This is a genomic window from Vibrio sp. T3Y01 (assembly GCF_013114525.1).
Lineage (GTDB): Bacteria > Pseudomonadota > Gammaproteobacteria > Enterobacterales > Vibrionaceae > Vibrio > Vibrio chagasii_B.
On the sequence record NZ_VTXJ01000016.1, the window covers coordinates 39,483 to 66,465 of the forward strand.

A 26,983-nucleotide genomic window follows, 5' to 3' on the forward strand; every position below is an offset into this window, starting at 1 on the left:
GAGGCAGATTTGCCAATTAGCACGCCTTCTTACAGTGCGCACTTTGTCTGCTTATGTTCAATCGTGCATATCTCCTTAAATCAGTGCAACCTCTTGTATTTAGAGGTTTTATCATTGAAGTATCGCGAAATGAGTAAGAATTACATTTTTCGAGAGTTAGAGTGCCAAATGACGAAGGAAGAGGTCGCTGAACTGTGCTTTAAAACTGTGAGAACAGTCACAGGTTGGGATGAGGGAAAGCCAATTCCTCCCGAGTGCAAAAGACTTATGCGGATGGCCAAAGGTAGAGAGCTTAGCGTTAGTGACGATTGGGTGCAGTTCAAAATGTTATACGACAGTATGGAGCTGCCGACAGGCCAAGTGGTGAGGCCACAACAAATATTGGCAGGGATTGCACTTTTAGGCATTCAGTCTGAGTTAGAGATTAAGACTTCAACACATTTACTTGGTCTTGCTAGAGCAATCGCTAGTATCAAGAAATAGGATTAGAAAAGTATGGTTTTTTCAGGCAAATCGCAAAGGTTTATAGTAATCGAATACGTAGTGCGATAATTAGTTGTTAAAGTTACTACGACTGGGCACGAGACGTTCCTTGTGGGATTAACCAGTCCTCCTTTTTGGTCATATCAAGGAGAAAAAGCCGGACTCATTGAGTTCGGCTTTTTTTAACGTCTATTATCTTCATTTCTAAATAGGAAACTAGTGTTTTTCAATGCCGTAAAAGTAGCGCAAAGATAAACAGAATTTTAGAATATCCATTTTTATATGCCATGAATTTTTACCAATCTTACCTTTTAGCACACACTTGCCGCTCCAATATTTTGGGGTGTTGCTAGTTGATACAAACTCCAAGTCAAATGTTTCTGCATGGATTATCTTGTTACAACACTCTCGCAAAGAATGGTGGAATTTACCTGATATCACTTCGACGGTTTGAGGCATATGCTCATAAGCCTCTTTATCTGAAGAATAGGGTTCTTCATCTTCCTCGGCATCATTCAAATAAGAATCTTGATAGATCCTAGTTTGCGTGGCGCATTGAATTAGTAATGAACTAACGTTTTCATACAGCCAAATCAAATAATCGTCATATGCCATATCTAGCTCAGAAACTTCGTAATCATATTCCTTTTCTGAAAAATAATAGTCGTGCAAAGAAGTTACATAGGCTTTACTAGCAGATACGATTTGCTCCAAGTGCATAGCGTCATTACATAACTTATTGAAATATATAGGGTGACTCAAATTATTCTCCACAGGGTATAACGCAGATTTATACGGTTTCTACTAAATCTTAAACAAAAAAATAGCACCTAGATTAGGTGCTATTCATTAATCAAATCTTCGTCAGGTAGTTCCATTGGGTTATGGTAACCAAGGTCTAGAAGCTTAATATGATAGTTGGAGAATTTCTGGAAATGAATTACCCAATCAGAAACTTTATAGTTACCGTATCTACTATCCTTAAACTCAGGATCGCCTAGGTGGGCGTGCCATAGAAAGTGTTTTTCAGCTTTTTCAATTATAGCTTCTCGATCATCATAGTTCTCTGGAACGTTTCTTGAGTTGCCTACTTTACCAACCCAACCATATAGTCCATTTTCCTCAACGTGATCGATAAAATCATCAATTCTGTCTAAAGTATTTTCTGAGTAACGATTGTTATATCTAAACCTGAAGGTTTCACCAAAATCTACAAAGCCTTTTGGCTTGCTGTTTTCGCCCACTGCCTACGTTGCTCCCTAGTTAACCCACTAGGCATACGATAAGATTTCTCTTTCGTCAGTGCTACCAAGTGGTCTATATTTTTGCTGTTTAGCACTTGCGACGTATAGTTTGTCGCTTTTGTCGTTCTTTCTATAGTAGCCATAATGTCTACCTCTGAGCTTTTGTCTAACCCCGACAAGTTTAAGAACTTATCGAATATGAGTTAAATATATGCTTTTTTCACATAAAAAACAATGGCTGTTAAATATCTAACTATCTCAACCACTACAAGTACACATAGCTATATTAAAGGTTATTTTGATGCTGATAGCTAGGTCGAATTTACCCCCGTAATACATCACGGGGATTAACAGCATTGGAAGAATTGATAACTATTAGTAGGGCAAAAGCTTATGAACAGGATGTGCAGGAGTAAAAAGTCTATCCAACAATGGGCCACTTCGTTCTAGAAATAGCTGTGCCGAGATTAATATTTCCAACCGTTAAATTGTAACGATTTAGGGATAGGGCTGTAGCAAGGGTATTCGGTTTGTAAGCCGTAGTTAATGACAGTTGAGATACTGACACCAAATGCGGCAGCGTAGTTGCTGCGTCTAAAACCTTCCGGATCGATTTTGGCCGTTTTATCTAATACCTTCCAGATGAGATCTACAATAAACTCAGGGTGACGCCTTGGATCGAGCGCCATTGTATCGCGCATACAGAACCAGCTTCCTCCGCCTAGGCGTTTTTGATTATAGGCATTGTCAAAATACGCAGTATGCAAACCTTGTAGGTAGGCGTTTAAACGTATGGATCCCACAGTGTCTGTCTCATCAATGTGCTGCAAGAAGTAGGGCAGTTTGGTGATGTCTGGCAGGTCTTGGGAATATGGTCTTTTATTTATTACCGCGAGCTCGTACTGCTCGTGTATCTCGCTCAGCAGTTGAGTGAGCTCAGGAGAGCGGGGTTGAGCTTCCACGCTCGCACAGGTAAGTAGCAGTAATGGTAAGACTGTTTTCATGGTCACTCTCCCTTTAGAACCCTGTTCATAATATCAGCACCTAGGTGGTGCATAAAGTTCTATTTTATGCACCGAGATCAATATTATGTTTTCGGTTTTTTTGTGTATCTTGGCACTGCTGGATAGGCTTGGTCGGAGGTGACGTATTCCGTCCTTTCGGGTGGAGTGACCTCCTCTTCGACTTGCGACGCGATGGTCAGTTTAATCATCGGCTCAGGTTTGCTGATGGGTTTCTGCGCCTCCTCTTGTTGATACCTCACTTCATCGGTTACACCATCAAAGCGCTCTTGATTAAACAGTCCGCCCGTTTCATTGTTGTGCAGCATAGCCGTGCGGGTAGCAGCCACGGTATCGACGGTACTACCCCATTCTTTCTCCATCGTGTTGTTTTGCTCCGGTGAGAGGGTAAGTGGCCCTGTCGGTGTGGTGGCTTGGTGCGCTTGGTTCATTTTGCCCACAATTTTTGCCGCGTCACCATCGAGCCCCGCCATGGTGGCGAACGCTTCAGTGCGAGTGAATTCTTGCCAAGACTTTTTAGCATCAGCAATATCTTCCGGTTGAAGGGCGGTCATTAGGCGTTGGACTTGTGGTTGATTAAGTCTTATGTCATTTTCCAAGTAATTCTGGAAGCCTTGAATCGCGTTGGCCGTAAAGCTGGCACTGCCAGAGTCTAGGCGCGTTTGGGTGTTTGAGAGGGCGTTCAAGTCCGATTGGCTTTGCATCACGCTAGCACCAAGAGATTTGGTGTTGCTAGCGTTAATCGCAAAATCATGCGCAAACTGCTCAACCGACGTTCGTGTGTCTTTATTATCCACCTGCGTGCCGGCACTGGTCACGGCATTGGCCCCTTCGGTGTATTGTTTCGTGGCTTGCTCAAGCTGCTGCTTTTGCTCGGTATTCATCTTGCTGTAAGCCGTACGTTCATCATCAGACCATTTCACGCCGCCACTGGCGCCTAAATTGAATGGCGATGCCCCTTTGCCTGTGCCTACGCCGCCCTCGAAGCCGCCATAGACACTTTGCAGGTAAGCTTGTGATTGGTCTTTCGTCCAACCCGTTTGTTGACTCACGCTGTTCACTGCCGTTTGCATGTCATTCATGCCTTGACTGACTTGAGTGTTAAAGCCACTGGTGCTGCCTTCACCGTAAGCCAGGTTTTTACTCACACTGTCATGCCAGCGGTCGCTCAGCGCGGCGCCTCCTTGGATAGTTTGACCCAGTTGGGTGCTATTTTGCTCTAGGTTTTGCGCTGTGTGACTACGGGCATTCGCCACACTCTCTTGCAGCATGCTTTGCGTGTTGGCGCTGATGTTGCCGCGACTGGTGGTTTGTGAGCTGTCGTAGGTGGTGCGCCCATCTCCGTGTTGTGTGGTCACCGAGCCGTCTGGGTTTTGGGTGTAGGTGTGGCCCTGGTTGGTTAGGGTATTTGTATCAAACTTATTGGCATGCGTGTTGTTCATGCTGTGGTTGTCAATCTGCATACTGCCAAAATCCAGATTACCCGTGGAAGCCGCAGCACTGGCTCTAGCATTGGTCGAGTTAATCATGCTCGATAGCTGATAGTTCATGCTCGACAGGACTTCTTGACCGCCTTTTAAAATCCCTTTGGCTATCATAGGGACGGCTACCATCAAGATACCGGTCATCCAGGCGAAGCGACTGTGAAGCTCATCCGCGGTATTCGCGTTGGAGAGCACCAGCCCTCCGAACTTCCCCGAGACATCCGTAGACAGAGACTCCAGCCCCCAAAGCTGAAAGCCGTTGATGATGGCAAACAAGGCTGGCCAAGTGGCCAAAAAGGCAAACGTGCCAAAATAGTTTTTGAGCACCATCATGGTTAAGCCAGGAATGACTGCCGCCCCGGCAACAAAGAAGCCCAAACACGCGAACAACATAAACATCATCGTATGGAGCATCGGCAAGTATTCTCTCGCCATTAAGCCCAATGACGCCCACATCGAGGTGGTTTGCAGTTTGTTGGTGGTATAGGCGTAATTGAGCGCGGCTTGCGTTGGGTCTAGGCTATCAAGGTTATAGCGCAGCTCGTTCATCAACATATTTTGTTTGATGGTGTTGGACGCGCTGGTACTGATGGCAAAAAATTTGTTGTAGCTGCGCTGCAACGATTGCACCACTTGGGGTTTATAACGGTCCGCGTCTTTGCCGAGCAATTGATGCGCTAACAAACTCATGTTTTTATCTGCGGCATCATTAAAGCGCTGCTTGATGATAGGGTAGGCTTCTTCGCACCGCTTGTAGGTGCTTTGACCGCCCCCTTCATCAAGAAAAAGGGCGCGCAGTGGGCTTTGCCTAACGCCGTCTAGAAAGGCAAAAATATCAGGCGCGGCAAAGAGTTCATCCCAGGTGTATTTCCCGTTGATTCTCACATCCCCAATCATGCAGTTATGAAAGTAGTCTCGCCAGAGCTTTTGTAGCGCCAACTCATTGATCCTGGATTGTCTTGAGAGCTGATAAAGCTCAGAGCCAAACAGCATCCCAGTCCGACCATAACGCTCATCGTCAGAGGTGGTGAAAATGCCTTCCACGCCTTCGGCCATCCCCACCATGATAGAAGAGAAAAAGTAAGTAGGCACGGCAACGAGGTAAGGGACATTATCCACCTTGTAAGCCTTACCCGGTTCCGTCTTATCGATGATAAGCATGTCGGCTTTCATATTGATTAGAAACAGGGGCACAGCAAAGAACACCACCATCCATTTGATCAGGTCTTTGGGATTCCGTGACAGCATGAAGATAAACAAACTGGTAACAAGCCCCAGCATCATGCACATCTGTAAGTAATCCCCAAAGGTATTGGTTCTAAAAAAAGTGGCCAGCGCATTAAAGGCTTTGTTGACCACTTCGCCGGAAGTGTAAGTGTAATATTCGAGTATCATAGGTCAGTTCCCATAAGCTTGCGCAGGTTTGGTGGTCGTGCTGATTTCATTTGTGCTTTGCAGCGCGGTTTTTCTCTGCGAATCAATCAGTTGATTGCGTTTGTTGAGCGCTTCAATGGCTTTATCGGCAAGCCCCGCGGTAAAGCGTTTGGCGTTATCGATATCACGAGTGATGAGGGCGATGTCATCCTGGCTGTTGTTGGTGTTGGCTAAGGATTGGCGGGCAACATTTAACATGCTCACGAGGTACTGATTAAGCAGCTCCACCGCTATCATTCGCGAGTAGTTGCTGGTATCGGGGGGTTGCTTGGCGGATAAGTCGTCAATAAAGAACTTGAGTACCGGCGTTTGAATCAGCTCCAGAAAGCCCTCTTGTTGACGCGTGAGTCTTTGGTCGGTGGCTATCTTTTGCAGTATCGAGTCCAGTTGTTTGCGTATCTGGTTTTGAATCCCGTTGGCTTGAGTGATGGAGAGGTTATTGCGCTTGGTAATGGTAATGCACGCATCAGGGGCTGTTTTGCGACACTGATAAACGTCAGACTTGCCCCCTTCGAGCAAGACATTGACCAGATTGTTGTTGTCGGTCAAAAGGCTAGGGTAGTAACGCGGGTTGCCGTCTTTGTCGTACACGTAAGTGCCTGACAAGCTCATCATAAATTGCGCTAGATTTTTGTCGGAGGACAAAAAAGCGTTATTCATGATCGCAGACCAGACCACGTTGTGATGGGTTTGGGTCATATCTTTTAGCGCTGGATCCTTTTTGGCGTTCGCTAATTGACCGGCCGCTTTGCCTCCTGCGCCACATTCCTGCTGACCTTGCACCCAATCCGAGAAGGCATTGTTTTGTGTGCCGAGGGCCGCGCAGACGTGCTTTTTGGTGGCGGGCAAAGCAAAGGCTGCCAGTCCACCGATGGACGCTTGCGCGGCTTCACAAGAGTTCACCGATTGATTGAGATATTTGTCGAGCCTGGCTTGGAGATTATCCAGGTTTTGTTTGAGCTGCGGCGCCCAGGTTTGCAGGGCTAAATTGACAATAAAAGGAGGAGCATTATGAATAATCGCTTTGCCCAGTTTCACCAGTTGGTCTGAGCTGATGTGTGAAAATCCTCCCATAAACATATCAATGCCAGAGCATCCCGTACTGATTGAAGGGACCGTGACGCTGACCAATTGTGCATCGACAATTTGATTACGCACAAACAAACTGCCACCGGTGTAGTAGTTGGCCGACTGCCCTTGGTAAGCCGTTGGGTTTGAGACGTTGGCGTTATACCCTGAGTTATCAAAAAAACGCGCCAGTGAGTGGTTGGTGTCGGCGTGGCTAGCGCTTGATAAGCTGATAAGAACGAAAGGAATAACTCGCTTATGCACCGAAACGGTGGATAAGTGGTGGAAAAGTGATCGCTTCATTGCAGCGCCTCCTGCACACGCGGATCGTTAAGGGCGTTCTGAATGCTATGAGCCAGCGTGCTTTCTGGGACGTCTCCAATGCTCAGACGTGAGAATTTACGGCTGTTGACGTTCATTAAAAAGGTCGCAGGCATGACCGTTTTCCTCTGGCCTGGAAAAAAGGTTTTGCCTATCTCTGGTGTGACAGGAATAGGGACCTCAAACCCTGGAATGCCTGGTCCATCAACAGAGAAGGCGTAAACCGGTAATTGAAATCGTTCGCCAAGGCGAGTGATTTTAGGGGCTGTCTTATGGCAGTACGGGCAGGTGCTTTCAAAAAAGAACACCAGGGCATATTGGTTTTGCATAGCAGCATGTGCGGTGGTTGCATGAATCAAAAAAGCCAGCACAAGGGTACGAAGAAATGGCATAGCGCCTCCTGACGTTTTAGGAAGAAATAAAAGAGAGTGAACATCCTTTAAGAGAGCGGCATGGACGAAGTTGCTTTAAAAATCCGATTGCTCAAAATTGGTGGCGACGTTGTAAAAGCGTCCAATTAAATCATTTTGGCTTATCCAGCCGTACGCCAGTGGCTTCATCTCTCCAGTGCTTGGCTGCACCAAAATTAAGGCGGGCGTAAAAGGCACCGAGACTTTGCCTTGATTGTGGCGGTTTTCTTTGAGGTCAGTGATGAAGGTTCCGTCATTACTGATCCCAAGGAGCTCAAAATGGTATCGGTCAGCAAACGCTTGAATGGATGGGGCGAGTTGCTGGCTCAGTGTATCTTCCCCGTCATAGACAAAGAAAAAGCCCCATCCGTCTTGCTTCATATTTTCAACCGCCGCGGTTTTCTTCTTCTCCTCTAACTCTAAATACACCTGTCTTGCTGCTTGCTCGGTCGGATGGTCTTTGGTGTAAGAAAACTCCGGTCTTTCGAGCAGCAGCGCTTTAAAGGTCATGCCCAATTGGTCGGTTTGGTCCGTGATAAAATGATTTAACGCTAAAAACTTCGCGAGCTTGTCTTTATCTTTGGGATGAATGACCGCGTCGTTTTGCGCCTCAATATGCACAGAGTGAAACCAGTCCATCTGTTCGGTGGCCGATAGGGTTTTAGGGCTTGATACTGTGGTTTGCGTGTTGCTTGGTAGCGGCTTAGGTTTGGGTTTGTCGGGCCTTGCCTTAGGCTCGTTGTACCATCGCCACCCTAGAGGGGTTTCATGAGCCAGAGTGGGTGGGAGGTGGGCAAGCAGCGTTAGGGTAATGACGCAAAGCAGTGGATTTTTCATCATCATAGACCTTGGTTCAGTCGAGGTGGTTATCCGCCCGTGGCACTTTGAAGTCGTTTCTTGATTTCATCAAAGTTGGGGAGGTTGGTGTTGGATCGCATTTCTGGGTAGAACTCTTTAAAATCAATGTGCTCAAAGTTGATTTGACCCAGTTCTTCGGGAGTAATGGCGGCGCAGGTGGGATTTTTTGCACTGCCTAACCGTTTACCCAGTTGCTGAATAGAGCCTTGCTCTTGAATGATTTTGGCCAGCTTGTTGTCGTAAACGCAGTAACTGCGCTTTTTACGTGTGCAGACACCCAGCACTTTCTTGGCGCAGTATTGCCCCACGTACAGGGTTAAGCCTTTCTCTTTGGCTTTCCCCAGCGCTTCTTCCGCTTCGCTGCATTTCGCTCCCAATCCTTGCCCCCATCCTGAGTCTTTACAACAATCGTTAAAACCCGCGAGTTTCTTATTGCACTTCATCGGCTTACCCGTGAATATTTTGGGTGGGTCTCCGATGTCTTTCACGGCTTCGGCAAGCCCCGCTAGCGCGGCGACGGACTTGTCAAAGTTGCCGTTAAGTTTGGGCTCGGGCACATAGCACTCTCCGTCAAGACAGAAGGAGTGCTCACCACATTGCAGGTCAGTGGCTCGGCATGTCTTCTCAGCACAGCTCTTTGTGACCTCTTGCTCGACGCACACCCCATTTTGCTTCAGGCTGCAATGTCGAGTTTGAGTCGTACAGTCTTTCGGGAGGTCCGCGCAGGTGTCAGGGCGGTCACAACGATGGTTAACCTGATATTTCCAACAGTTGAGCGTGGTGGGAATGCCATTCACCGAGCGTGTGGCTCGGCCTTCAAGACATTGCTGGCTAGTGACCTTGCACGAGTTCATCAGGCTGCATTGTGTTCGCCAGGTCATATTGTTCTTGATGCAGTTCCCCCCGGATAAAGAGAATCCGTTTGAGCAGCTCAAGGTGGCTTTTTTCGTTTGTGTGGTGGGTCGACAAATCTGGTAGCGTTTATGCCAGTATGCGCTCCATTGCCAGTTTAAGTTGATGGTATGTATTAACTCGCCAAGCGTGTAGCCTTGGTTGGGAGAGACTATCTTTCCATCCCAAAAATACGTGGTTTCTAATCCCGAAAAACCTCTTCTAGTCCCTGATTGCCTTACGTAATTGTCATTATTGTATCGGCATTGTGGGAGGGGGCGTTGGCAATCCCTCCCTTGTTGTGTCCAACCGGATGGACAGCGGTAGCTCACCTCACCGGTGCTCACGGAGGCAACGGGAACTTTTGTACAAGGCACATTGTTATTCGTTGGACGATGACACTGTTTAGGAATGTGTTCGATAAGGCACTGGGAGCCGCTATCACAATCCACATAGGCATTTGAGATGCCATGAGTGATTTCAAAAGCATTCTCTTGGCCAAGTAAGGCAAAGCGCATCGCCGGGTCGTATTTAACATCGGGTCGACCTTTATTGAAGTTCGCGTTGATGTCTTGAGCCAGTTCATTGGTCACAAACTCTGTCCCTTTTTGTGCATTGATCTCACTGTCTGACAGTGTGGATTCTTTTGGACTGCGGATCTCTTTTCGACACGTGGCGTCTTTGCAATAGTCATCGACATTGAGCGGGAGGGCATGAGGCGTGAGAGCTTGGCTTGCCGTTTGTTTCGCCCAATGAGCGCTCTCGGTAAAGGTGTGTTGTTCGCTGGCAAGCGAGATAGTGGATAAAAGACTGAGCGTGAGCGCAGTCCAAAGGTCAATGCGCATATAGAGCACCTCATCAAAAATTGGGGCGAGAGAGGGTTATTGGGAATAGAGCGTGCGCAGCAGCGGGTGAATGTTTTGCTGCGCATCCCCGGCAGCGAGGTAATCCAGAGCTTGGTAAAGTGAAATGTTGCCGTAAAGGATGTCGTAGTCACTGGTTTTACAAGGCTGCTTAGGTAAGCAGCGGTTTTTTTTAACCGAAACAAAGGCCGGTACGTGGTGAATATCAAATTGCTTAAACCAATCGGGGCTGATGGAAAAGCCGCTTTGAATGGGCGCCTTATTGGGTGAGCGTATCAAGGCCTCGATCCGCTTGACCGTGGCCGGAAAACCTTCGGGTAAGACACCGCGTATCACCAGTGGCACGCCTAAGTGTTCACTTTGCATCAGAAGCTGCTTGAGCGCGGTCTTGGGCATGGTGAGTGACACAAACACCATTACCCCTTTTGGGGCTTGGTCAGGGTGGCGCGTGGGCTTTTGTCTTCCCAGTAAGGGGGAAAGAGTCTCTTCTTTGACCAAGTCTTGAACGTTGCGGCTGAAAGTCAGCGCTTCTTCTCGATAAGCCTGGGCTTTATTTTGTATGTCGTCAGTGGCCCCCGCCTTCGCCGCCTCCGGTTGTTGAGTCATTTTTTGCTCAAGCTTGGCAAAAGCTTTGAGCTCTTGCTCTGTGTAAGCTTGGGTGGGTAACGCGATAAAAAAACACAGAAAAACAAGAGAGCGCCTAAAGGTGCTCTCAAAAGATGGAATGGTCATAGTAACCTCTTCATTATGGCCGCTGAAAGGGTGGGTAGAGGGTGTGAGCGTTTTGGCAGCTGATTGACAGCACCTGACGAGCATTGAGATCGCGACAAAACGAGAAGCAAAACTGCGAGAGCGAGAAACAGCAGTAAATGTGCTTGTGGTTGGCGAGATCTGTTTTTAAAAAATCGGTAAGGGAGTCAGGGTGACTGGCAATGAATAGGTCAGTCTCATTTTTGTGGGTAGGTCTGGGCATCATCGCGTCACCTTATAAAAAGACACAGTTGCGCTTTCGCCATTGTACAAAACCAAAGTTATCCCCTGTGACCGGATTGTCATGGCCGGCTTCCCAGAGCGTGGTCGTGGTGGTGTACGGGTGACACCAGGCGGCATCGGGAATAGGGCCCGACATTTGATACCGATAACGAGATTTTGGCAAAATAGGATCGGGATATTGATAACAAATCGCGCCATCTTCGCCGCGCGTCTCCCAGATGATCCCTTGTCGATGCAGTTTGTAGTTAAGCTTTTGCATCAAGAGTGTCGCCGCCTGGATGGGCGTGTCTCGATAGTTGGTGGTGCCAGTAAGCGGATAGGCACTGCCCTGTGAGCCTAAACACCAAAATAACGCATCAATAGGTAAGGCCGTGTTAGTGGAGGTCAACATGGCTTCGGGCACGCACGCAAGCTGAGCCACTAGGTTACCAAACAGTAACGCTTCGGGATTGAGAATGAGGGATAACTCATCGTCGTCCCAAAGTGGGTCAATTTCCGTCATGTAGGCAACATCAAACACATCTGTGGCCATGCAGGCGGTGGATTGCATCAGTTGCAGCCAATAAATGATGGGGTACTTATACCAATGGGCGTGATAAAAACCTCCGTCACTGCTGTCACTGTCACGAGCGGTCATTCGACCACCGATACGCTGAGTGTTGGCGCCTGACATTTGCACGCCCATGTTCACCATACAATAAGGGACGCGCGTGATATCGGTTAAGGCATAAGGCTCCCAATAGCCAATGTTGATGCCGATTTGCACAAAGATAGGCGGCGGTTTCGGGCAATAAGAGATAGGCATTGTGGGGTTATTGGTGTCTGGATATTTGGACGGCATGACCGTGGATGAGCCTATTGTCATCGGGAACAAACAATCCCAACAAATATCGGTAATGGGGTTAATAAAACGGCTTTTACACGCCGCACTGGCTGCTAGGGTTGATGGGACAATAAAAACCAATAGGCAGCACAACAGTAAACGCAAGTGTCGTTGAGTCATGGTGGGGTCCTTTTTCCACGCAGAGCGTGGGACTCCTTTTGTCTCGACAACAGGCTTCGCCACATTATCGCAGCCAAAAGCGAGCTTGGTTAATAGAAAAAGAAGTGATATTGGAAGCATGATCAAGGGGAGGCGCGCACTTCTAAGGCAATTTCATTATCATTGCTCTACTTCCAAGGGCTGCAAACCCGATACGTTCACTTCATCGATGCGCCAGCGCGTGCCATCTTGATAGGCAATGGCCGGGACGTGAGTGATGTTAAGCGATTGGGTTAAGTGGCCTTGCTGCGCAAAATACATTCTTGCATCAAGTAAGGTCGCCATTTTATTCGGGCTGCCTCCCGTCAGCACCCACTTGATTGGCTTGGCGTTTTGATACTCGCTGGCGAACCTTCGTTGCTGCGCGTCTCTGGCATCAAAAAAGACCAGTACCTTACTGAGCTCAAATAGAGGCAAAACGTCTTGACCGTCTACCTTTGGCCAAGTGCGGCTATCAAAGGGGTTCACTCTGGTGCCCGCTTTGGCAATCACGGCCCCCGTGGTGGGGGCGATGATGTCTTTAGGGAGAGTGATGCTTGGATCTACGTAAAAGGTGCGGGGATCGGTTGTGGTGGTTAAGCCTGCAACCGGCGGCGGGTTTTCAATGCTTTGCAGGGCGCGCTCAATGAACTCGTTTTGCATGTCCGCCAATTGACCACTGGCCTCAAACCCTTTCAGTCTTTGGTGTATCCATTCCAGCATGTCGATTTCACCGATAGGGAAGACCGGGGCGACTTGCCCCAGCGCTTTCCCGTGAGCGTTAAAAGTGGCCATGCCTGCTGCGAGGATAAAAGGCAGCAAACTAAGTGCTTGCCCCAATGGCTTGATTAAAGGCGTCAATGTCTTTGCCATAAAAGTGCCTGGAGGTTTGCTCAATGGCGCGCTCCAGTGATTGGCCTTGTTTATAAAGATTTTCACAATACTCAAACTCCTTAGGCTCGGTTGAGAACATGGCGCGTTTCACCGGAGAGGCGAAAAAGCGGTGATAGGTGACATGGCCACCCGCTTTGATGCGCGCGCTGCTGTATCCTGCTTCAACAGACGGGGCGAAGCTTTTAATGATGCGCTGCTCAAACGGTGAGAAGGCATCCGGGTTTTGGAGCAGATACTTATCAAACCCTTCCCCTTGACGAAGAATGATGTGAATGTCTGAGTTGTTGTAGCAGGCTTTGGCTTCCTCGTTACTAAAGAAGTCTTCAATCCCTTGAGTCACCGTACAAAAAGCGCCGCCGAACTTACGGGCGGTGCGATAACCGGTGTTGATGAACTCCCTCGCTTGCTCGTTTGCCCCAGAGAGGAGGCTCCAGGCCTCTTCAATGATGCACAGCTTTGGGGTAGAGCGAGATCCAGCCAGGTACATCTGCTGGTTAATCGACACCATGAGAGCAAAAATCACGGGTCTGAGCACAGCAGGCGGGAACCCATCGAGTTCAAGCGTGGTGATTTCCACATTGGGGTCGAGCATGGATGGCTTGTTGAACACGTCTTTGTACATGCCATCTGTGCAGAACTTTTTCAGTTGCACCGCTATGTCTTTAATGCGTCGGTCGCTTTCTTCTCCAGCAATCTCAATCAAGGCGTCTCTGACATCATCCACCAAGACTTGATGACCTTTACGCTCCCATGCCGTCACTATCGCATCGCCTAAGACGCTTTGTTGAAACGCCGTCAGTGGTACGTAGGGTGACGCGATGGTGGCAAACAACGCCGTGATATTATCGAGCGCTTCCATCATGGGATCGACAGGTCTGCCGTCATCATCCACAAACTCAAACTCAGCACTTTGCATGGCGCCTAAATGCGTGAACGGGTTTAAGAAGATGTTGGCGTGGGTCATGTAGGTCCCCCCAAGGCTCAGGGTCAGCTTTTTATAGCTGGCTCCTTTATCGAGGATCCACACTTTACCGCCCATGGCGTAAACCGTTTCAGCGATTTCTTGGACTAGGAAGCTTTTCCCTGCGCCTGAGCCTCCCGTCAGGGCGATGTTTTGGTTATCACTGCCACAGGTGAAAGGGTTAAAGAACGAAATTTGTTGGCGCATAGTGGGCAGCAATACGCCACCTTTGAGCTGGCTAAAGTCCATGATGAGCGGAAAGAAATTCACCAGGTTAGAGCTCTTTAAGGTACGAACGCGCCCCGCTTTTTTACAATCGCCCCATAATCCTTCACTCATCATAAAAGGCAACGTGGAGAGCAGCGCTTGTGGCTGATTCATTTTCAGTGGAATGATGTCAAGGCCAGCATGGCTAAATGACTCCTTCGCCGCTTGGGTGTCTTTTTTCTGGTGGGCTTTATCGGTCATCAGCGAGACCGTGAGCACCATAGATGCAATGGTGAACTCTTTAGACAACAACCCTTTTTGCAAGGCTTTGCGCTCTTTGAGTTCATCTTCAGCCATGGGCGCGAGTATCGCCATTTGGCTGTTCACCGTCTTGGTTAAGTCTTTTATCTTGTTATCGTTATCCGCATTTTGCTTACCGGTTGGCTCATTGCGAAAACTCAAGGTAACGCGATGAGGGCAAGTGATGTTACGCGACACATTACGGATTGAAGAAAAGGCTTCTGGTAAGGCGTACAAGCGATAATCACTAGGCAATCGAGAAAGCCCTAAATGAACAAGGCGTGTGCGTACCTCTTCCCCTTGGTCATTGGTATGACGGGTGGCGATATGACCACGATGGGTTAACGCTTCGGTATCGGGAGATAACGCTTGCAGGTTCAAAGGTTCTAATGGGTTGTAGCTTTTTTCATTGGGTCTGTCTTGGCGTTTATCAAAGTTTAAGGTATCACCGACGCTGGTCAACAGTCCCTCAGGCGTGACGGGCAGTAAATCAAAACCAAGCTGCGCCAGCCCCGTTTCTAGAGTCATTCTCGCATCAAGCAGCTCTTGTGGGTCTTTTTCCGTGGTGGAGACAAAAAAGAATGCGTCGTAGTCGCGCAAATCAAAGCGATTGTTTTTTTGCCTATGTAGAAACCCGTGTTGCGCCGCGTAGTGGGCGTAAATGGCGTCATCGTTGGCCATTTTCTGACAGATACCGCCCCGCAGACTGAGTAGGGCTTGGTTCCCTTCAAGATAGTGCGCCACTCGGTTGTGACCAAAAAGCTGCACTTGATAATCCCATTTATCCCCTGCGGGTAAATCCCCCATAAGGTGGCTTAACGACTGAATTAAATCGTCGTTAGCGCCCCCAAGGAGACTGATTTTAAAACCAAAACCGCGAGAGTGAGTATTGTCGAACACCTGCTCAATGGGATCGTAGTCTCGATACGGCAGTTCATGGTGAAGGTGGTTTTGGGCTTGCTTGGCCTCTTGAAATAAGGAGGATAAGCCACTGCGTGAGGAGGAAAACATGGGGGATCCCTTTTTCTATTTTAATGTTAGGGGGCGTGACACAATCTTGGACCGCTTGATGGATTACCCCCTAATTGAGAGAAGGCTGAGACTGAATGTCGCGCGCCCATGATAAAAATGATGTTTAAGCTTCGTTTCTTTTTTTCCTAATCAATCTTTCCAAATCGCGCGCGCAGGGCGCCCAGACCAACGGCTATCGTCTAAGACAAAGTAAACATCCATCGTATCGATGTAGTGATTGTCTTTGTCTATGAAAGGGAAGACGGTGAGTTTTTTAACGTGTTCTTGGCTTCGCTCAGGCTCACCATCTCGGCTACGCCTTGGCAGTAAGGTAAAGACAGAAGGTGGGGCGAGACGAGATTGAGGAGAGACGGTGGCATTTCCACTGTCTCCGGTATAACCGTATAGGTTGTCTCGAACCTCGTTCATGGTGACACACCCTGAAACGCCGCCGACCTTATCGCAACTGTATTCGCTCTCAAAGCCCGCGCTGCAACCGGTCAGACCTAAGAGTATCGATAGTGAGAACAAAGAATGCCTATTCATGGTTATTCCTCACGCCCAAAGCCCACGTCGCTTAACCCTTGTTGGGTTATTTTTTGCGCTAATGGGTTGATGGGGGCAGTTTGAGTGGTTTGTGGAAGAGAGGGAACGTTGGTGATGACATCCAAGAGCTGGTTGCTGTTGGAGACTTGCTCACGCTGCTCATTAATACGGGTTTCGTATTCATCGGCCAATAGGGGATCTAATGGAAAGCCTTCCAAAAAGACAATATTGACGATGGCACCAGGATTGACTTCCACTATCGGATGATAGAGCTCGGCCAGTTTGATGTAGTAGTCCGCCAATTTGCTGCCAACGCTTTCCGTGGCGCCGCCAAGCAGATTCAACCCAATTTTATCGCTGTTGATGCTTTGACTTGGTCCGAGCGCCGTCGGTGTCGTGGTTTGTGCCAGGGCTTTACCCGCATCACCGACACCTTGCAAGATCCCCGCAATGCCGGCCATTTGAACGATTTTACCGTTTTTCATAATGGTGGTACCGCGAATACCATTGCGCCCAAAGTTAAACACGGTCGCATTGACGGGGATATCGAGAATATCGCCATTAGGGTGGATGCAGCTCATTCTATTGGTGCGAGCGACGCCGCGACTGGATGAGATTTCGCCGTAAACGGCACCGGTGATCGTGCAATTCTTTAATTTGGATTGCTCACCGTTGGGTAAAATCCCCTGATTGACGGTCTGAAAGACAATCGGTGAGGTATCCCCTTGTCCAGAGACGCCCCCATTAGCGTCTGCGCCGCCGGTGATCACGGCGGTCACAAAGGTGCCTGTTGGCACGTAGTTATCGGTCGTGCGACGGGATTGTCTCTCCTCTACACTGGCTTGCCAGTGAAATTCAAAACTATCAAAGGCATCCCCGCTAAAGGCCATATCATCTTGCTCTTGGTACTGGAACTCATTCACCTTGGCGGTATCTATGTTGCTATTAATGGCAGGTCTTGGGGGCAGTTTGTATTGGCCAAAAGTGCTTCCCTGATGGATCTCTACGCTATGTTGATTCGAAGGATCGCCTGCATTGAGGGCTGAGGCTAATTGCGTCTCAAGTTGGACCTTGAGCGCGTCAACTTCATCGAGCTTTTGTTGCATCTGCTGCTCAAGCTCCGTCAATTGCGATGCTTTATCGCGCTCATTGGCTTTTTTAATATTCTCCAACTCAGAGGTTAAGCTTTGTCCAAAGCGACTTAAGGTGCCTTCGAACCGCGCTAAGCTTTGCTCGATTTGGTTGATTTTATCTTGTTGAAACGTCAGGGCGGACTGGTTGTCTTTGTCGGTAAAATCATCGGTGACGACAGCACCAAATCCGACGTCTTGAATGTCCTTGCTTTGCTCTTGGGGAGGCAATGTTAACCGCCAAACAGCAAAAGCCAGGGCGGCAAGCACCAGTAATACCGTGAACGTAATGGTGCGATTGCGCTTTCTTGTTACGGCATTGACCGTGCCACCGTCTTCAAAGTCACCGTCGGTATCTTTGAAGACGCGTTTTTTAAAGCGGTCAAAGGCGTCTTTGGGTTTATCGATCATGGGTGGCGCCTCCTCCGGTAATGAGATAGAGCGTGGTGGTTTGCCCAGGTTTTAACTGATAGGTATCGAGCGCGGCTGAGCGTGCGGAATAGCTGTAGAACTGTGCGGTGGTCAGTGCCATGTCACTGCGGCTTTGATTTTTGAGTTGATAAACCACCCCAGAGTAATCACGGCCAACGAAGACCGTTTGAGGGATGATGGCCAGTGACGCTGCATCTTTGGGTAAGGTTTTGGGGTCAACGTCGTGACGTTTAAAGCCGGCGATGGGGGCGCCATCATGAACAAAACGCATCATGGCTTTGGTGAGCGCTGTCATGGCGGCGGGGTAATCCGCCGCCTGCTCAGTCGGGCTTTGCTGCTCTTTATAGTTTTGCGACCAAACAAACTCCGTGACCAAAGACGGGGTGGCTTTGGGGGTAATAAACAGCGCAAACAATCGCCCTTTTTCTGTCGTCAGGTGCGCGGTAAACGGTAAGGGAAGGTTAATTTTTAAGGTGATAGAGCCGGAAGCGTCTTTTTGGTTGCCCGTTGAGGTACAAAATCCTTTCGGGCAGACGATCGAAATAATACGGTCATTTTTGACCAGCAAACGGTTCACGTTAATGGAAGAGAGTGACAAGGGGATCGTGTCGCCTTCGTCAAACTCATAGCTCACCATAGCGGCATTTTCAGCTAGGGCAAAAGAGGGGATGAAAAAGACCACCCAAAGCGCGATGGACAAAAAATAAAGGTGCCATTGCGGCGATGGGGTGAATGATTGCTCATAAAGATTCATCGGTGTCGACCTCGACTTCTTCAATGGAGAGTAAACCTATGACGCCTTGGTCATAGCTAAAGTTGACTTGATACCACTTCATCTCCGGATCTAGGGCGCGTTGGCCTACGTGCTTTTGGAGTTTCCCATAGAGTTGCACTTGGAGCGTGTTGAGAGAAATACGGACAGACTCGACAGAAAATTGGCTGCTGATGTTGTCTTTTTTAATTACCGTGGCTTCTCGAAGCAACTTAGGTTGAACGATGTGCCAGCTTGTCTCGTCTAAATATTCAAGTAACTGACCAAACTGACGTCCAACGCTGGCTGGCGTAATGTTGAGTTTCAAGTAGAGAAGATAATCCGCCATTTGCTCAAGATAAGGCTCATCGACTGTGCCATCCGAAACCGTAAAGGCTTGAGAGAGGGTGGGTGGGATTAGGGTTCGGCTCTGATGGGTAAGGGCTTGATAACTGGTGTAACCCAACACCAGGTTAGTGATAAGCATGAAAAGAAAGCCTGCACTCAAAAAAAGATTGAGGAGACTTTTGACGGCCAGCTTATCCCGTTTAACAAACGGGTCCATGATGAAGGGTCTCCTTAGAAAATCCAATAGCGACGACAGGCTGAGGGGGTACGCTTAAAGAGGGCGGGGCTGACAAAAGAAGCGCCCCACCAATAAAGTGACAGGGTAACTATATTATCGCCGTATTGTGATTTGATGTAACGCAACCCCCCAAACCAAGCCAGCGATAACGTCAGCCCTATCATTTCGTGTTTAAGCCAGAATGAGAGGCCAAAAATGCAGAGGGCAGGCACGAGTTCATCAACAGGGAACCCGAGCCAGCGGCGACCTTTGTTCATGTGTTTTGGGATAGAGAAAAACTGATGAGGGTCTTCCATTGTGACTCCTTAACCTAAGCCGACGAGTGGCGCTCCAACATTCCACAAGACTGAGCCACCAATGAACCCGCCAACGGCCGCAAACCAGTTACGGCTCATCAGTCCAGTGACGACCGCCCCTGCAAGCCCAGTCCCCAGCATGGCGGTTTCAACCGCAGAGCCTTTGCCCGCCGTGTCTTTCATGGCTTGCTTACCTGACGCGAAGATATCGGCAGCCAGAGCAGGCTGAGTGATAAGAAGTGTCGAAACAGCAACGCCAAGCCCGACAAGGAGGGTGCGCTGGGTGCGTGTTTTCATAATAAGTATCCTTATTGAGTGATAAAATTATCAAGTACATGGTCAGGATGGAGGGAAAGGGGACTCCCTCCCACATCCTTAAGAAAACATCGAAGACTTCGCGTACTTCAAACCACGATTACGGCTCACATGTTGCTTCCAATTTTGAGCGCTAATGATGGTGTTCTTAAGCTTCCGATAACGTTTTTTACAAGCATTATTTGAAGTTGGGAGAGTGAGACGATTAACTGACTGAGCTTGTTTTTGAACCGCGACCAAATGAACACCCTTCCAACAGAAAGGAAATGCAAGGTGCCCAGTAAAAGGCAACAAAGCGGCAAACGCCATGTGTTCACGCCCAACCGTTCCCAGTTCTTTGACGCTGACAAAATCCCCTTGTTCAACAAAGTGGCCTAATAAACTCGCGGCCTCATCTTCACGACAATATCCGTAGATAATTTGCATCGTCCACACTCCTTGTTAGGGCATTGTTTTGTTCTTTTAAAAAAAACAAAACGATGGGCTCTCTTTCAAGAGCCGTGCTACAAACTGGCTTGAGCATTCTTGTAGTAGAAGGCGCACATCCAAAGGATGTGGTGTCTGGTATTCCCAAGTAACTCTATTTCACCACTCAACCAGCGTGCTTAATTGAGTAGAAAAACAGCCTTGGACGTCGCCCCAGAGAGGGCTCCTGAATTTGTTAGGCATATTACGCAGGCCTGCGCCCCTCTGCGGCGCTTTTTGCAATAGTGAAGGCAGCCCACCTTCGAGGCCATCTGAGGTAATAATCCCAGACGGCAATCTGATTCGTTACAGCGACCAATTAGGAAAACGTTTGAGGTGATCTTCTAATCGAAGTTTCCCTTCGCGCTTTTTGGCCCGCTCTGCTCTTTTCGCCGAGAGCGTTAACGTTTTATTCGCCTTTGATGAAAGATTAAAAGCGATACCGACTTCCTTGTTCTCAACCATACATTCTGATTTAAAATTCATACAAAAGTCTTCCTAAATAGAAAAAACCGAAACGCTCTCGTTCAGACCGAAACATCAATGAGTCATGTAATCGCTCACTGGCGTCTAATTTTGTTGGGTTTGTGACTGACTTATCATTTCTTGAATTTAACATAATGTAAATAATACGCATAACAACAAACTATTGATTTTAATAGAAATTAAATGATATTTAACGTAGGGCTTGTTTAAATTTTATATAATTAATAGATTAATTATTTTAATTTCCACATCTCAATATGCTATAAATTTTTCTAAGGTTATTTTTATCTTTTTGTTATTTATGGATTTTTCATACCTGCGCATTATTTACATTATGTTAACAATTAACCATCAAGAGAGCATTTTGAGACTTCGAGATTGAAATCTCAGGTGACGACACGCTATAATTGCCTGAGGTCTATAAGGTTAAAACACACAACATTGCTCATTAACCTGTAGTGCCCAATGTTGTGTGTTTTTTCTAGGATTTAGAGTGTGTTAGAGGTGGTACTCTGACTATATAGCACTCGCAAAAAAGCCGTCTCCCCAATAGTAGACGGCTTTTTTGTGTCTAAAAAACCAGCGTTTGATTTCTTTTATCGGTTGAGATAGCGTGAAATTTCACCGTTTGGACGACCAATCCAAACACCCCAAAAAACTATTGGACCTCAAAATATGACCTTGACTCAGCCTTGGCGTGGGCTAAAGCCCAAACAACACATTCTCAATAACACCGCTTGTTTATCCCTCGGGATGAAGTGCTGTGTGTTTTAAACGTGGACGGTGAATGTTATGAAGACGCCTGGACACGACTCCTCCCCTCCCCCGTTCGATAAATCGAGTTACGATGCGGAGTATCGCCGTAAGCGTAAGGCTCGGAAACTGGATTTGATCGAATTGTATCAACGTGTCGTTGAAGAAGAGAACGCACGAAACCCTAAGACGCCTTTTGAGATCGGATTTAAGTCTCGCCGGTTGCTCCGAAGCGGTAAGATAGAAACCCTACCGCCAGAATACGCGCGGATCTTAAAAGGGTGTGAAGAATTTATTACCAACCCCAATCGTTTCCCGTCACTCAATGCATGGGGCGGTGAAGCGGTGAATAATGTGCAGTGTCGCACCTTAATTGCGAAAGTATTAGCGTGCATTCTGCCGAACACAGACCTCATTGGAGGGCGCATCGGTTTGCCCACTGAAGCGGGATTGAAAACCATCAGCTACGATCAACTTCAAGAAGATTATGCGTTGCGCTTTGGGGAGTTTATTTCGCCGAAGTCCTTTGCGAAAGCGGTGAAGTATCTAAAGCGTGCCAGCTATTTTCACAGTGAGCGGATCAATGTGTGTGTCGACCAAGACGAAGGGACGATACGCAGCGCACCTGCATACAAACAGTTTACCCCTCGCTTCTTTAATGACTTAAAAGTCGTGCGTTACGCCAACATCAGCGAATTGATCCTCGCGACACGGAAGCGTCAGACAAAGAAAGGACTGAGCTTTCAGTGGCTATCTTTCCGTAAGATCGCATCAGGGATACAAGAGATCTTCAATGCGTCAACATTAAACACGTACGCTCAATCAACCTCAGCCTTCTTTAGTGAGTATCAACCCGACCTAGCCCCTAATTAAAGGGATATTTTTGTCTCCGCGAAAGCGGAGGGATCAGCACGTCTGAACCTTATCCTACCCTGCTTTATATCTCATTTTTCTTGTTTTAATCACCGGGTTGTTTCGGGTTAACTTGCACGCTTGACCTTATTCGGAAAGAATTTTTCTATTCACGGTTTTTCATGAGAAAAGCAGTGCAATAAAAGGAGGATAAAAAAAACGGCTAAAATTGTGATCAATAAGGGGCTGCGCTTATGAACACTACGTATGAAGATAAATAGTTAAATGAATAAAAAAATAAATAATTAAGGACAAGCTAAAAACGACGCGGAAACTTTCTTTTGTCATACGACAGGCACCTTCTTCGATTTAACGCTAAGTCATGTGGCCCCCTTTCATCATCTCCTCACTTAACGTTCACCTTCATCCGGATGGTATGGCCTAGTAGGGCTAGGGGTTTTAATGTTGTCTATATGGCAGCATAAAAAGAGCAGTATGGCGCTGTGAGAGACTTTCCTTCTTAATTTAATAAAATGGTCACGGTTCTTATTCAGCAGATTAAGCTTACTGTTTTACAAAATGAATAGGCCCCTGAAAGTTAAGGTTAGCGTTTCGATTTATCTGCGTCAGAGGGTAATTCAAGCTCAGGGAACATAAATTATTATTAGTTCAATGCGTTTCTATTCTTACACTGTTAGCCTGAATACCTTATGGGTTACTAGAAGAGAAAAGGATGGATATGACACTCCCTATTTTTCACTCAAACAACGTTCCACATTCTCAGTCGGATTATTTATCTAAGCTCTGGAGGAAGATAGAAAAAAATGAACGGCGTAATCAAAAGGCTGAGCTCAAGGTCAATCAGCTTTTTTCTGAATACAAAGATAAACTGGCTCCCTATGATAAAAAGCTCGACCATCTTCACTGTGTCTGGGTTAAGCACTTGATGTCATTTTTGACCTCAAAAAAACTCAAAACCAATATCCGCAATCGCTTGATGCAAGCGATTGAACAGGAGTTAATGGACTTGCTTGATCGCCCTTTTATCAATGATAGAGACAAAGTCGAGGCGTTATGCGAAGAGTATGAAACCTATCATAATAAAGTATTTCAGAAAGAGAAACAGCAAGCGCTCAATGCAGCTTGTCGAGAATTTGAAAACGGCATGAAGGAGATGTTCGGCGCTGATATTGATTTACCCCACAAAAAAATCCGTGAAATCCTGGCTTCTGGTGATCCATTCGCTATTGAAGCTTTTATCAGTACCTTATGGGCCTCTTTTGTTGAACATAATAACGACTCGTTTTCACCACGGGCCCAAAATGAGGACGATTGGGACAATTTTGAATTCGATTATTTTGAGAGTGAAGACGACGACGCGCTTAACATCAAAGAAATGTTCCGAGGTACTCAACTCAACAAAATGTACAAACGCATTGCGAGTGTTATCCATCCAGATAAAGAGTCTGACCCGTTAAAGAAAGAAGAGAAACATCGTTTAATGCAGAAACTGGCGGTGGCCAAACGAGAGAATGATGTGATGACCTTAGTCCGAATGCTGACAGAATATGTCCCCGACTCTGATTACCTTCTTGATGAAGCAACTCTTATGAGAATGGGTCATTTGCTCGAAATGAAGCTCCGAGATTTAAATCAGGCTCACCGTAACATCTTTAATCAACAAGGATTTAAGTCTCAAGTCTGGAGACAGTTCTCAGCACCAAGCAAGAAGAAGACGCAAGCCAAAATGGAAAAGTATCTTGAAATGATTGATGATTCGATAGGTTCAATGGAAAAAAGAATAAGAAAAATCAACAGTATCAATCAATTAAACAAATATTTGAGATCTCTTGCTTTTTATTAAGCCAGTTTAAAAAAAGCTTGGAATAAGCGCAACGGCTCCCTTAATCTTAATAGCAGCGTGACACGCTCTCGTGTCGTAAGCGCCATCACCAGACACCTCAAGGATACTTCGGCGTGTTTGGTTCAGTAAGTTCGGGAGTACTTCTCCATCTGTAACCGTTGATAAACTTAGCTCGGCAGCAATGATCTGATGAGTGCTTGTATCGACGGCAATATGCAGCTTTCGCCAGACTCTACGCTTGCCATCCGTCCCGTATTTTTTGACTTTTCATTCACCTTCGCCATAAACCTTAAGACCAGTAGCATCAATGGCTAGGTGCTGTATCGCTCCTCTCGTTTTAGTCCTAAATGAGACCTCAACTTGCTTGGCTCTACGACTGATGCAGGTGTAATGCGGACAACTTAACGGTACATGGGCTAACCTAAATATCGAGTCGATAAATCCTTGCAGCGCTCTCAGTGGCATAGAAAAAACTCGTTTCACCATAAGTGCTGTCGTTATAGCTAAATCACTGAACCGACGCGGCCTCCTGCGCTTATTTTGTTTGCTTTCCGCCTACCCGCTTATTGCCTCTTCATCAATCCAAAAGGTCAGAGACCACGGTTAATGAGTGATTGGTTGTATTGCTTCCAGTTGGTTGTTTTGTAACGAGGTTTAAGCATAGAGCTACGAGAAAGAGTGAACGTAGCTGATCAGAGCGTAGGTTCTGGATTTAGTTCCATTGAATTACGCAACAAAGCCCTGTTCTAGCTGCATTTTCACCCGCAAGCTCTTTCTCACTTAACTCAGAGTTCAAAACTATTGGTGTGGCTCATGATTTTCCCTTGAATTAGTAAAGATGATAATTTTTCAATATAAATAAAACATAAATTATTTAAATGTTCTTATTGATTGATTGAAATAGTCTATTGTCAGTTTTACCAATTTTTTAATTCCATCAAAATTCATATTTTATACGGGGGGAGTGGACAATGAAGTTTAAAATAAGCACTATTGGACTATCAATCGGAGCGGTATTATTTGCCAATAGTGCTAACTCTTTCAATTTTCGTTTGGATGAGGGGGAAGCATGTAAAACTACAACTCTTGAAAAAGAGGTTGATGATTTTCAAGAGGACATCTCACCGATATCAGAAAAAGAAACTCCCATTGGCCAAAAGATTACTAATGAAGAAATTGGTGAGGTTATACCAGAATTTGAAACCGGAGCAATGGAGTTGGCAGAGAAAATTGGTGGAGCTATTGCCGTTGTAAGTGGTGGATTAGAATTGCTTGACGGCATAGAAAATAAAAATGCTGATGAAATCACTGGTGGTGCCGTTCTTTTGGGCCCCTACATAGCCCCGGAAATTGCAGGGGAAGTTATCGGCTCAATTTTCTCCGAGTCAATTGCGGAAGCTATAAACCCAGTTATAGGTGTTCTCATCGCTGAAGGGATTGCAATTTATGGTGATATAAAAATGGCTGGGGTCATCAACAAGATGGAAGAGTCCGATCGCACTTTGATGGGTGTTTACTCAAAAGCAATTGATAAAACAGACGCATCACTACTAAAGCTTAAAAAAATAATCAGAGGTGATAATGATGAGATTTATAATTATGAATATAAACATTTTGGAGAATTAACAGTTGAATTATATAAAAACAGTTTCCACAAATTAGCATATAGATTGATTAATGATAATTACTCTAATAGAGTAGATAAATATTTCAAAGATAACACAGTATCCACCCCAATAACCACTCAATTCGTTTCCAATGAATTACCAGTAACTATTAGCCACCTAATCGGATTAAATGAAAATTTAAAATACTGGTATTCAACCTCATTGACAGGGAAGAAATACATAAGCAGTTTCGGATATGTCCCATTAAATAATGCAAATTTCCATCCATCATATGAAGGCACAAACAGCATCCGATTTTCAAAATCGATAAAAAATGTTGCAGTACCAAATATGCGTTGGTTGAATGATGTATTTTTCCCAGTTTTAGAGAGGACAGTAGATGTAATATATGACAATAGCGATCATCTTGTTGTTGAATTCAAAGATATGCTTACAGATACAAAATTTATCCATAGTCTTCAGGAATCAATGATAGCTCCATATAATAATGTTCTAAAAAAATACTATTCTTGGTTATATTTTGGGCATCATCTTTTGAAAAACCTTGATTATTCAGAGGTAAAAATCGAAGAAGGTTTTCTTATTTTTATATCGATATTTATGCCAATTGAAAGCTCAATAATTCAAGGATCTTTCATGAATGATATTAAATCCAAAATTGATGTTGCTCCATTTGTTTTTGCCATAACAAAGTCACTAATTAGCCAAGGCGTCGATGTGACTGATGAGACCAAGTTTACAAAATTAATTAATGATGCATATTCGAAAATTGGAGAGGAACATTCCACCCTTAAAAACAAAATTATGAGTTCTTATCATGCAGCTAAAGACCTGGTTAATACTAAATTAGTAGATAAATCAGAAATTTCATTAAAGCCAATCAGTCAAGAAAAATTAAATTCGCTTATTAAGAAAATCGATAAACATGTGGCTGATGGAAGCCTAAAGAAAAAGGTAGATGTTGCATTAAATGATGCTGTTTCATTAATGAGCCTACAAGGTGGTGATAACTATGAGACATCATTACGATTCATTGATTATGCTCAAATGACTAGCTCTATTCAAAATAATTACTTTAACGTTGTGGGCGCATTAATCGATAATTACGTGAAGAAACTACAAAAGTTAAGTGATTGGGAAAATGAAGCCGCTGCTGTAATCTTGAGCGATTTACGTGACGACCTGGTTGCACTAAATAAAAACAGTAAACTCGTAAACTACTCTTCTCAAGAAGTACATAAATATTCAAGCGGAAACTTTGATTGGCTAGCGTTTAACTCAACTCCTTTTTTAGATGAAGATAATAATAAAATAATTAAGTACCTTGATGACACTATCAATTTATGGGTTCCTGTGTCTCAAACAGGACCACTCATGCGCCTGCATCACGCCAATTAGGTCGAATATTGTGATG

Annotated in this window: 24 protein-coding genes and 1 pseudogene; 4 read left to right on the top strand and 21 right to left on the bottom strand. The window is 46.1% G+C overall.

The window, feature by feature from the left end; genetic code table 11:
* Positions 1-114 precede the first annotated feature (114 nt).
* Entirely contained in the window at positions 115-483 is a 369-nt protein-coding gene (locus tag F0232_RS16865; RefSeq protein ID WP_171750902.1) for a phage protein, read from the top strand.
* A 216-nt stretch (positions 484-699) separates the two neighbouring features.
* Here the strand turns inward: F0232_RS16865 and F0232_RS16870 are convergent, their stop codons facing one another.
* The 20 genes from F0232_RS16870 to F0232_RS16965 all read right to left on the bottom strand — a co-directional run bounded on the left by F0232_RS16870 (position 700) and on the right by F0232_RS16965 (position 20,472).
* The gene (locus F0232_RS16870) at positions 700-1,245 is read right to left on the bottom strand and encodes a hypothetical protein (RefSeq protein ID WP_171750903.1); all 546 of its coding nucleotides are present in this window, start codon (positions 1,243-1,245) and stop codon (positions 700-702) included.
* Positions 1,246-1,325: 80 nt separating this feature from the next.
* A complete protein-coding gene (locus tag F0232_RS16875; RefSeq protein WP_171750904.1) occupies positions 1,326-1,727 on the bottom strand; it encodes a hypothetical protein in 402 nt (133 codons plus the stop codon).
* Positions 1,728-2,194: 467 nt separating this feature from the next.
* Positions 2,195-2,731, bottom strand: coding sequence for a hypothetical protein (locus F0232_RS16880; protein ID WP_171750905.1), 537 nt, complete (start codon positions 2,729-2,731; stop codon positions 2,195-2,197).
* 83 nt (positions 2,732-2,814) lie between these two features.
* Positions 2,815-5,628, bottom strand: a complete 2,814-nt coding sequence (traG, locus tag F0232_RS16885; protein ID WP_171750906.1) for a conjugal transfer mating-pair stabilization protein TraG — start codon at positions 5,626-5,628, stop codon at positions 2,815-2,817.
* Positions 5,629-5,631: 3 nt separating this feature from the next.
* Entirely contained in the window at positions 5,632-7,038 is a 1,407-nt protein-coding gene (locus tag F0232_RS16890) for a conjugal transfer protein TraH (RefSeq protein WP_048665082.1), read from the bottom strand.
* Positions 7,035-7,448: a type-F conjugative transfer system pilin assembly thiol-disulfide isomerase TrbB gene (trbB, locus tag F0232_RS16895; protein ID WP_132974764.1), complete on the bottom strand. Its 414-nt coding sequence runs from the start codon at positions 7,446-7,448 to the stop codon at positions 7,035-7,037. Before trbB ends, F0232_RS16890 begins: the two co-directional genes overlap by 4 nt.
* Before the next feature lie 75 nt (positions 7,449-7,523).
* Positions 7,524-8,309: a type-F conjugative transfer system pilin assembly protein TraF gene (traF, locus tag F0232_RS16900; RefSeq protein WP_171750907.1), complete on the bottom strand. Its 786-nt coding sequence runs from the start codon at positions 8,307-8,309 to the stop codon at positions 7,524-7,526.
* Between the two features lie 23 nt (positions 8,310-8,332).
* Complete coding sequence (traN, locus tag F0232_RS16905) at positions 8,333-10,060, bottom strand: type-F conjugative transfer system mating-pair stabilization protein TraN (RefSeq protein ID WP_171750908.1); 1,728 nt, start codon at positions 10,058-10,060, stop codon at positions 8,333-8,335.
* 36 nt (positions 10,061-10,096) lie between these two features.
* Positions 10,097-10,810, bottom strand: a complete 714-nt coding sequence (gene trbC, locus F0232_RS16910; RefSeq protein ID WP_171750909.1) for a type-F conjugative transfer system pilin assembly protein TrbC — start codon at positions 10,808-10,810, stop codon at positions 10,097-10,099.
* Between the two features lie 253 nt (positions 10,811-11,063).
* Positions 11,064-12,074, bottom strand: a complete 1,011-nt coding sequence (traU, locus tag F0232_RS16915) for a conjugal transfer pilus assembly protein TraU (protein ID WP_171750910.1) — start codon at positions 12,072-12,074, stop codon at positions 11,064-11,066.
* A 159-nt stretch (positions 12,075-12,233) separates the two neighbouring features.
* Entirely contained in the window at positions 12,234-12,965 is a 732-nt protein-coding gene (gene traW / locus F0232_RS16920; protein ID WP_253804888.1) for a type-F conjugative transfer system protein TraW, read from the bottom strand.
* Positions 12,916-15,465: a type IV secretion system protein TraC gene (traC, locus tag F0232_RS16925; protein ID WP_171750911.1), complete on the bottom strand. Its 2,550-nt coding sequence runs from the start codon at positions 15,463-15,465 to the stop codon at positions 12,916-12,918. Before traC ends, traW begins: the two co-directional genes overlap by 50 nt.
* Positions 15,466-15,615: 150 nt before the next feature.
* Entirely contained in the window at positions 15,616-16,011 is a 396-nt protein-coding gene (gene traV, locus F0232_RS16930) for a type IV conjugative transfer system lipoprotein TraV (RefSeq protein WP_048657845.1), read from the bottom strand.
* 2 nt (positions 16,012-16,013) lie between these two features.
* Positions 16,014-17,552 (bottom strand): TrbI/VirB10 family protein, encoded by a 1,539-nt coding sequence (locus F0232_RS16935; protein ID WP_171750912.1) that lies wholly within the window; start codon positions 17,550-17,552, stop codon positions 16,014-16,016.
* Complete coding sequence (gene traK / locus F0232_RS16940) at positions 17,542-18,327, bottom strand: type-F conjugative transfer system secretin TraK (protein WP_080967332.1); 786 nt, start codon at positions 18,325-18,327, stop codon at positions 17,542-17,544. The genes F0232_RS16935 and traK overlap by 11 nt, the downstream gene beginning before the upstream one ends.
* Positions 18,314-18,889, bottom strand: coding sequence for a type IV conjugative transfer system protein TraE (traE, locus tag F0232_RS16945; RefSeq protein ID WP_048662546.1), 576 nt, complete (start codon positions 18,887-18,889; stop codon positions 18,314-18,316). The genes traK and traE overlap by 14 nt, the downstream gene beginning before the upstream one ends.
* A gap of 14 nt (positions 18,890-18,903) precedes the next feature.
* A complete protein-coding gene (gene traL, locus F0232_RS16950; RefSeq protein ID WP_048661540.1) occupies positions 18,904-19,206 on the bottom strand; it encodes a type IV conjugative transfer system protein TraL in 303 nt (100 codons plus the stop codon).
* Between the two features lie 9 nt (positions 19,207-19,215).
* Positions 19,216-19,503 carry a type IV conjugative transfer system pilin TraA gene (gene traA / locus F0232_RS16955; protein ID WP_048661539.1) on the bottom strand — a complete coding sequence of 96 codons (288 nt, stop codon included), beginning with the start codon at positions 19,501-19,503 and terminating at the stop codon, positions 19,216-19,218.
* Between the two features lie 78 nt (positions 19,504-19,581).
* Positions 19,582-19,947, bottom strand: coding sequence for a hypothetical protein (locus F0232_RS16960; protein ID WP_048661538.1), 366 nt, complete (start codon positions 19,945-19,947; stop codon positions 19,582-19,584).
* A 345-nt stretch (positions 19,948-20,292) separates the two neighbouring features.
* The gene (locus tag F0232_RS16965) at positions 20,293-20,472 is read right to left on the bottom strand and encodes a TraY domain-containing protein (RefSeq protein WP_048661537.1); all 180 of its coding nucleotides are present in this window, start codon (positions 20,470-20,472) and stop codon (positions 20,293-20,295) included.
* Positions 20,473-21,264: 792 nt separating this feature from the next.
* Here F0232_RS16965 and F0232_RS16970 point away from each other — a divergent pair.
* Positions 21,265-22,098, top strand: a complete 834-nt coding sequence (locus tag F0232_RS16970; protein WP_171750913.1) for a hypothetical protein — start codon at positions 21,265-21,267, stop codon at positions 22,096-22,098.
* A 712-nt stretch (positions 22,099-22,810) separates the two neighbouring features.
* Positions 22,811-23,941 (top strand): hypothetical protein, encoded by a 1,131-nt coding sequence (locus tag F0232_RS16975; protein ID WP_253820317.1) that lies wholly within the window; start codon positions 22,811-22,813, stop codon positions 23,939-23,941.
* An 18-nt stretch (positions 23,942-23,959) separates the two neighbouring features.
* Here the strand turns inward: F0232_RS16975 and F0232_RS16980 are convergent.
* Positions 23,960-24,603 (bottom strand): annotated as a pseudogene (locus F0232_RS16980) (IS5 family transposase); the annotation flags it as partial.
* A gap of 309 nt (positions 24,604-24,912) precedes the next feature.
* On the opposite strand from F0232_RS16980, the gene F0232_RS16985 reads away from it, so the two are divergent.
* Positions 24,913-26,967: a hypothetical protein gene (locus tag F0232_RS16985; protein ID WP_171750914.1), complete on the top strand. Its 2,055-nt coding sequence runs from the start codon at positions 24,913-24,915 to the stop codon at positions 26,965-26,967.
* Positions 26,968-26,983 lie beyond the last annotated feature (16 nt).

What these genes read in the sequence shown, in the direction of transcription:
- F0232_RS16880 (WP_171750905.1), bottom strand. Translation starts at nt 2,731, where the DNA reads ATGAAAACAGTCTTACCATTACTGCTACTTACCTGTGCGAGCGTGGAA.
- traG (WP_171750906.1), bottom strand. Translation starts at nt 5,628, where the DNA reads ATGATACTCGAATATTACACTTACACTTCCGGCGAAGTGGTCAACAAA.
- F0232_RS16890 (WP_048665082.1), bottom strand. Translation starts at nt 7,038, where the DNA reads ATGAAGCGATCACTTTTCCACCACTTATCCACCGTTTCGGTGCATAAG.
- trbB (WP_132974764.1), bottom strand. Translation starts at nt 7,448, where the DNA reads ATGCCATTTCTTCGTACCCTTGTGCTGGCTTTTTTGATTCATGCAACC.
- traF (WP_171750907.1), bottom strand. Translation starts at nt 8,309, where the DNA reads ATGATGATGAAAAATCCACTGCTTTGCGTCATTACCCTAACGCTGCTT.
- traN (WP_171750908.1), bottom strand. Translation starts at nt 10,060, where the DNA reads ATGCGCATTGACCTTTGGACTGCGCTCACGCTCAGTCTTTTATCCACT.
- trbC (WP_171750909.1), bottom strand. Translation starts at nt 10,810, where the DNA reads ATGACCATTCCATCTTTTGAGAGCACCTTTAGGCGCTCTCTTGTTTTT.
- traU (WP_171750910.1), bottom strand. Translation starts at nt 12,074, where the DNA reads ATGACTCAACGACACTTGCGTTTACTGTTGTGCTGCCTATTGGTTTTT.
- traW (WP_253804888.1), bottom strand. Translation starts at nt 12,965, where the DNA reads ATGGCAAAGACATTGACGCCTTTAATCAAGCCATTGGGGCAAGCACTT.
- traC (WP_171750911.1), bottom strand. Translation starts at nt 15,465, where the DNA reads ATGTTTTCCTCCTCACGCAGTGGCTTATCCTCCTTATTTCAAGAGGCC.
- traV (WP_048657845.1), bottom strand. Translation starts at nt 16,011, where the DNA reads ATGAATAGGCATTCTTTGTTCTCACTATCGATACTCTTAGGTCTGACC.
- F0232_RS16935 (WP_171750912.1), bottom strand. Translation starts at nt 17,552, where the DNA reads ATGATCGATAAACCCAAAGACGCCTTTGACCGCTTTAAAAAACGCGTC.
- traK (WP_080967332.1), bottom strand. Translation starts at nt 18,327, where the DNA reads ATGAATCTTTATGAGCAATCATTCACCCCATCGCCGCAATGGCACCTT.
- traE (WP_048662546.1), bottom strand. Translation starts at nt 18,889, where the DNA reads ATGGACCCGTTTGTTAAACGGGATAAGCTGGCCGTCAAAAGTCTCCTC.
- traL (WP_048661540.1), bottom strand. Translation starts at nt 19,206, where the DNA reads ATGGAAGACCCTCATCAGTTTTTCTCTATCCCAAAACACATGAACAAA.
- traA (WP_048661539.1), bottom strand. Translation starts at nt 19,503, where the DNA reads ATGAAAACACGCACCCAGCGCACCCTCCTTGTCGGGCTTGGCGTTGCT.
- F0232_RS16960 (WP_048661538.1), bottom strand. Translation starts at nt 19,947, where the DNA reads ATGCAAATTATCTACGGATATTGTCGTGAAGATGAGGCCGCGAGTTTA.
- F0232_RS16965 (WP_048661537.1), bottom strand. Translation starts at nt 20,472, where the DNA reads ATGAATTTTAAATCAGAATGTATGGTTGAGAACAAGGAAGTCGGTATC.
- F0232_RS16970 (WP_171750913.1), top strand. Translation starts at nt 21,265, where the DNA reads ATGAAGACGCCTGGACACGACTCCTCCCCTCCCCCGTTCGATAAATCG.
- F0232_RS16975 (WP_253820317.1), top strand. Translation starts at nt 22,811, where the DNA reads ATGGATATGACACTCCCTATTTTTCACTCAAACAACGTTCCACATTCT.
- F0232_RS16985 (WP_171750914.1), top strand. Translation starts at nt 24,913, where the DNA reads ATGAAGTTTAAAATAAGCACTATTGGACTATCAATCGGAGCGGTATTA.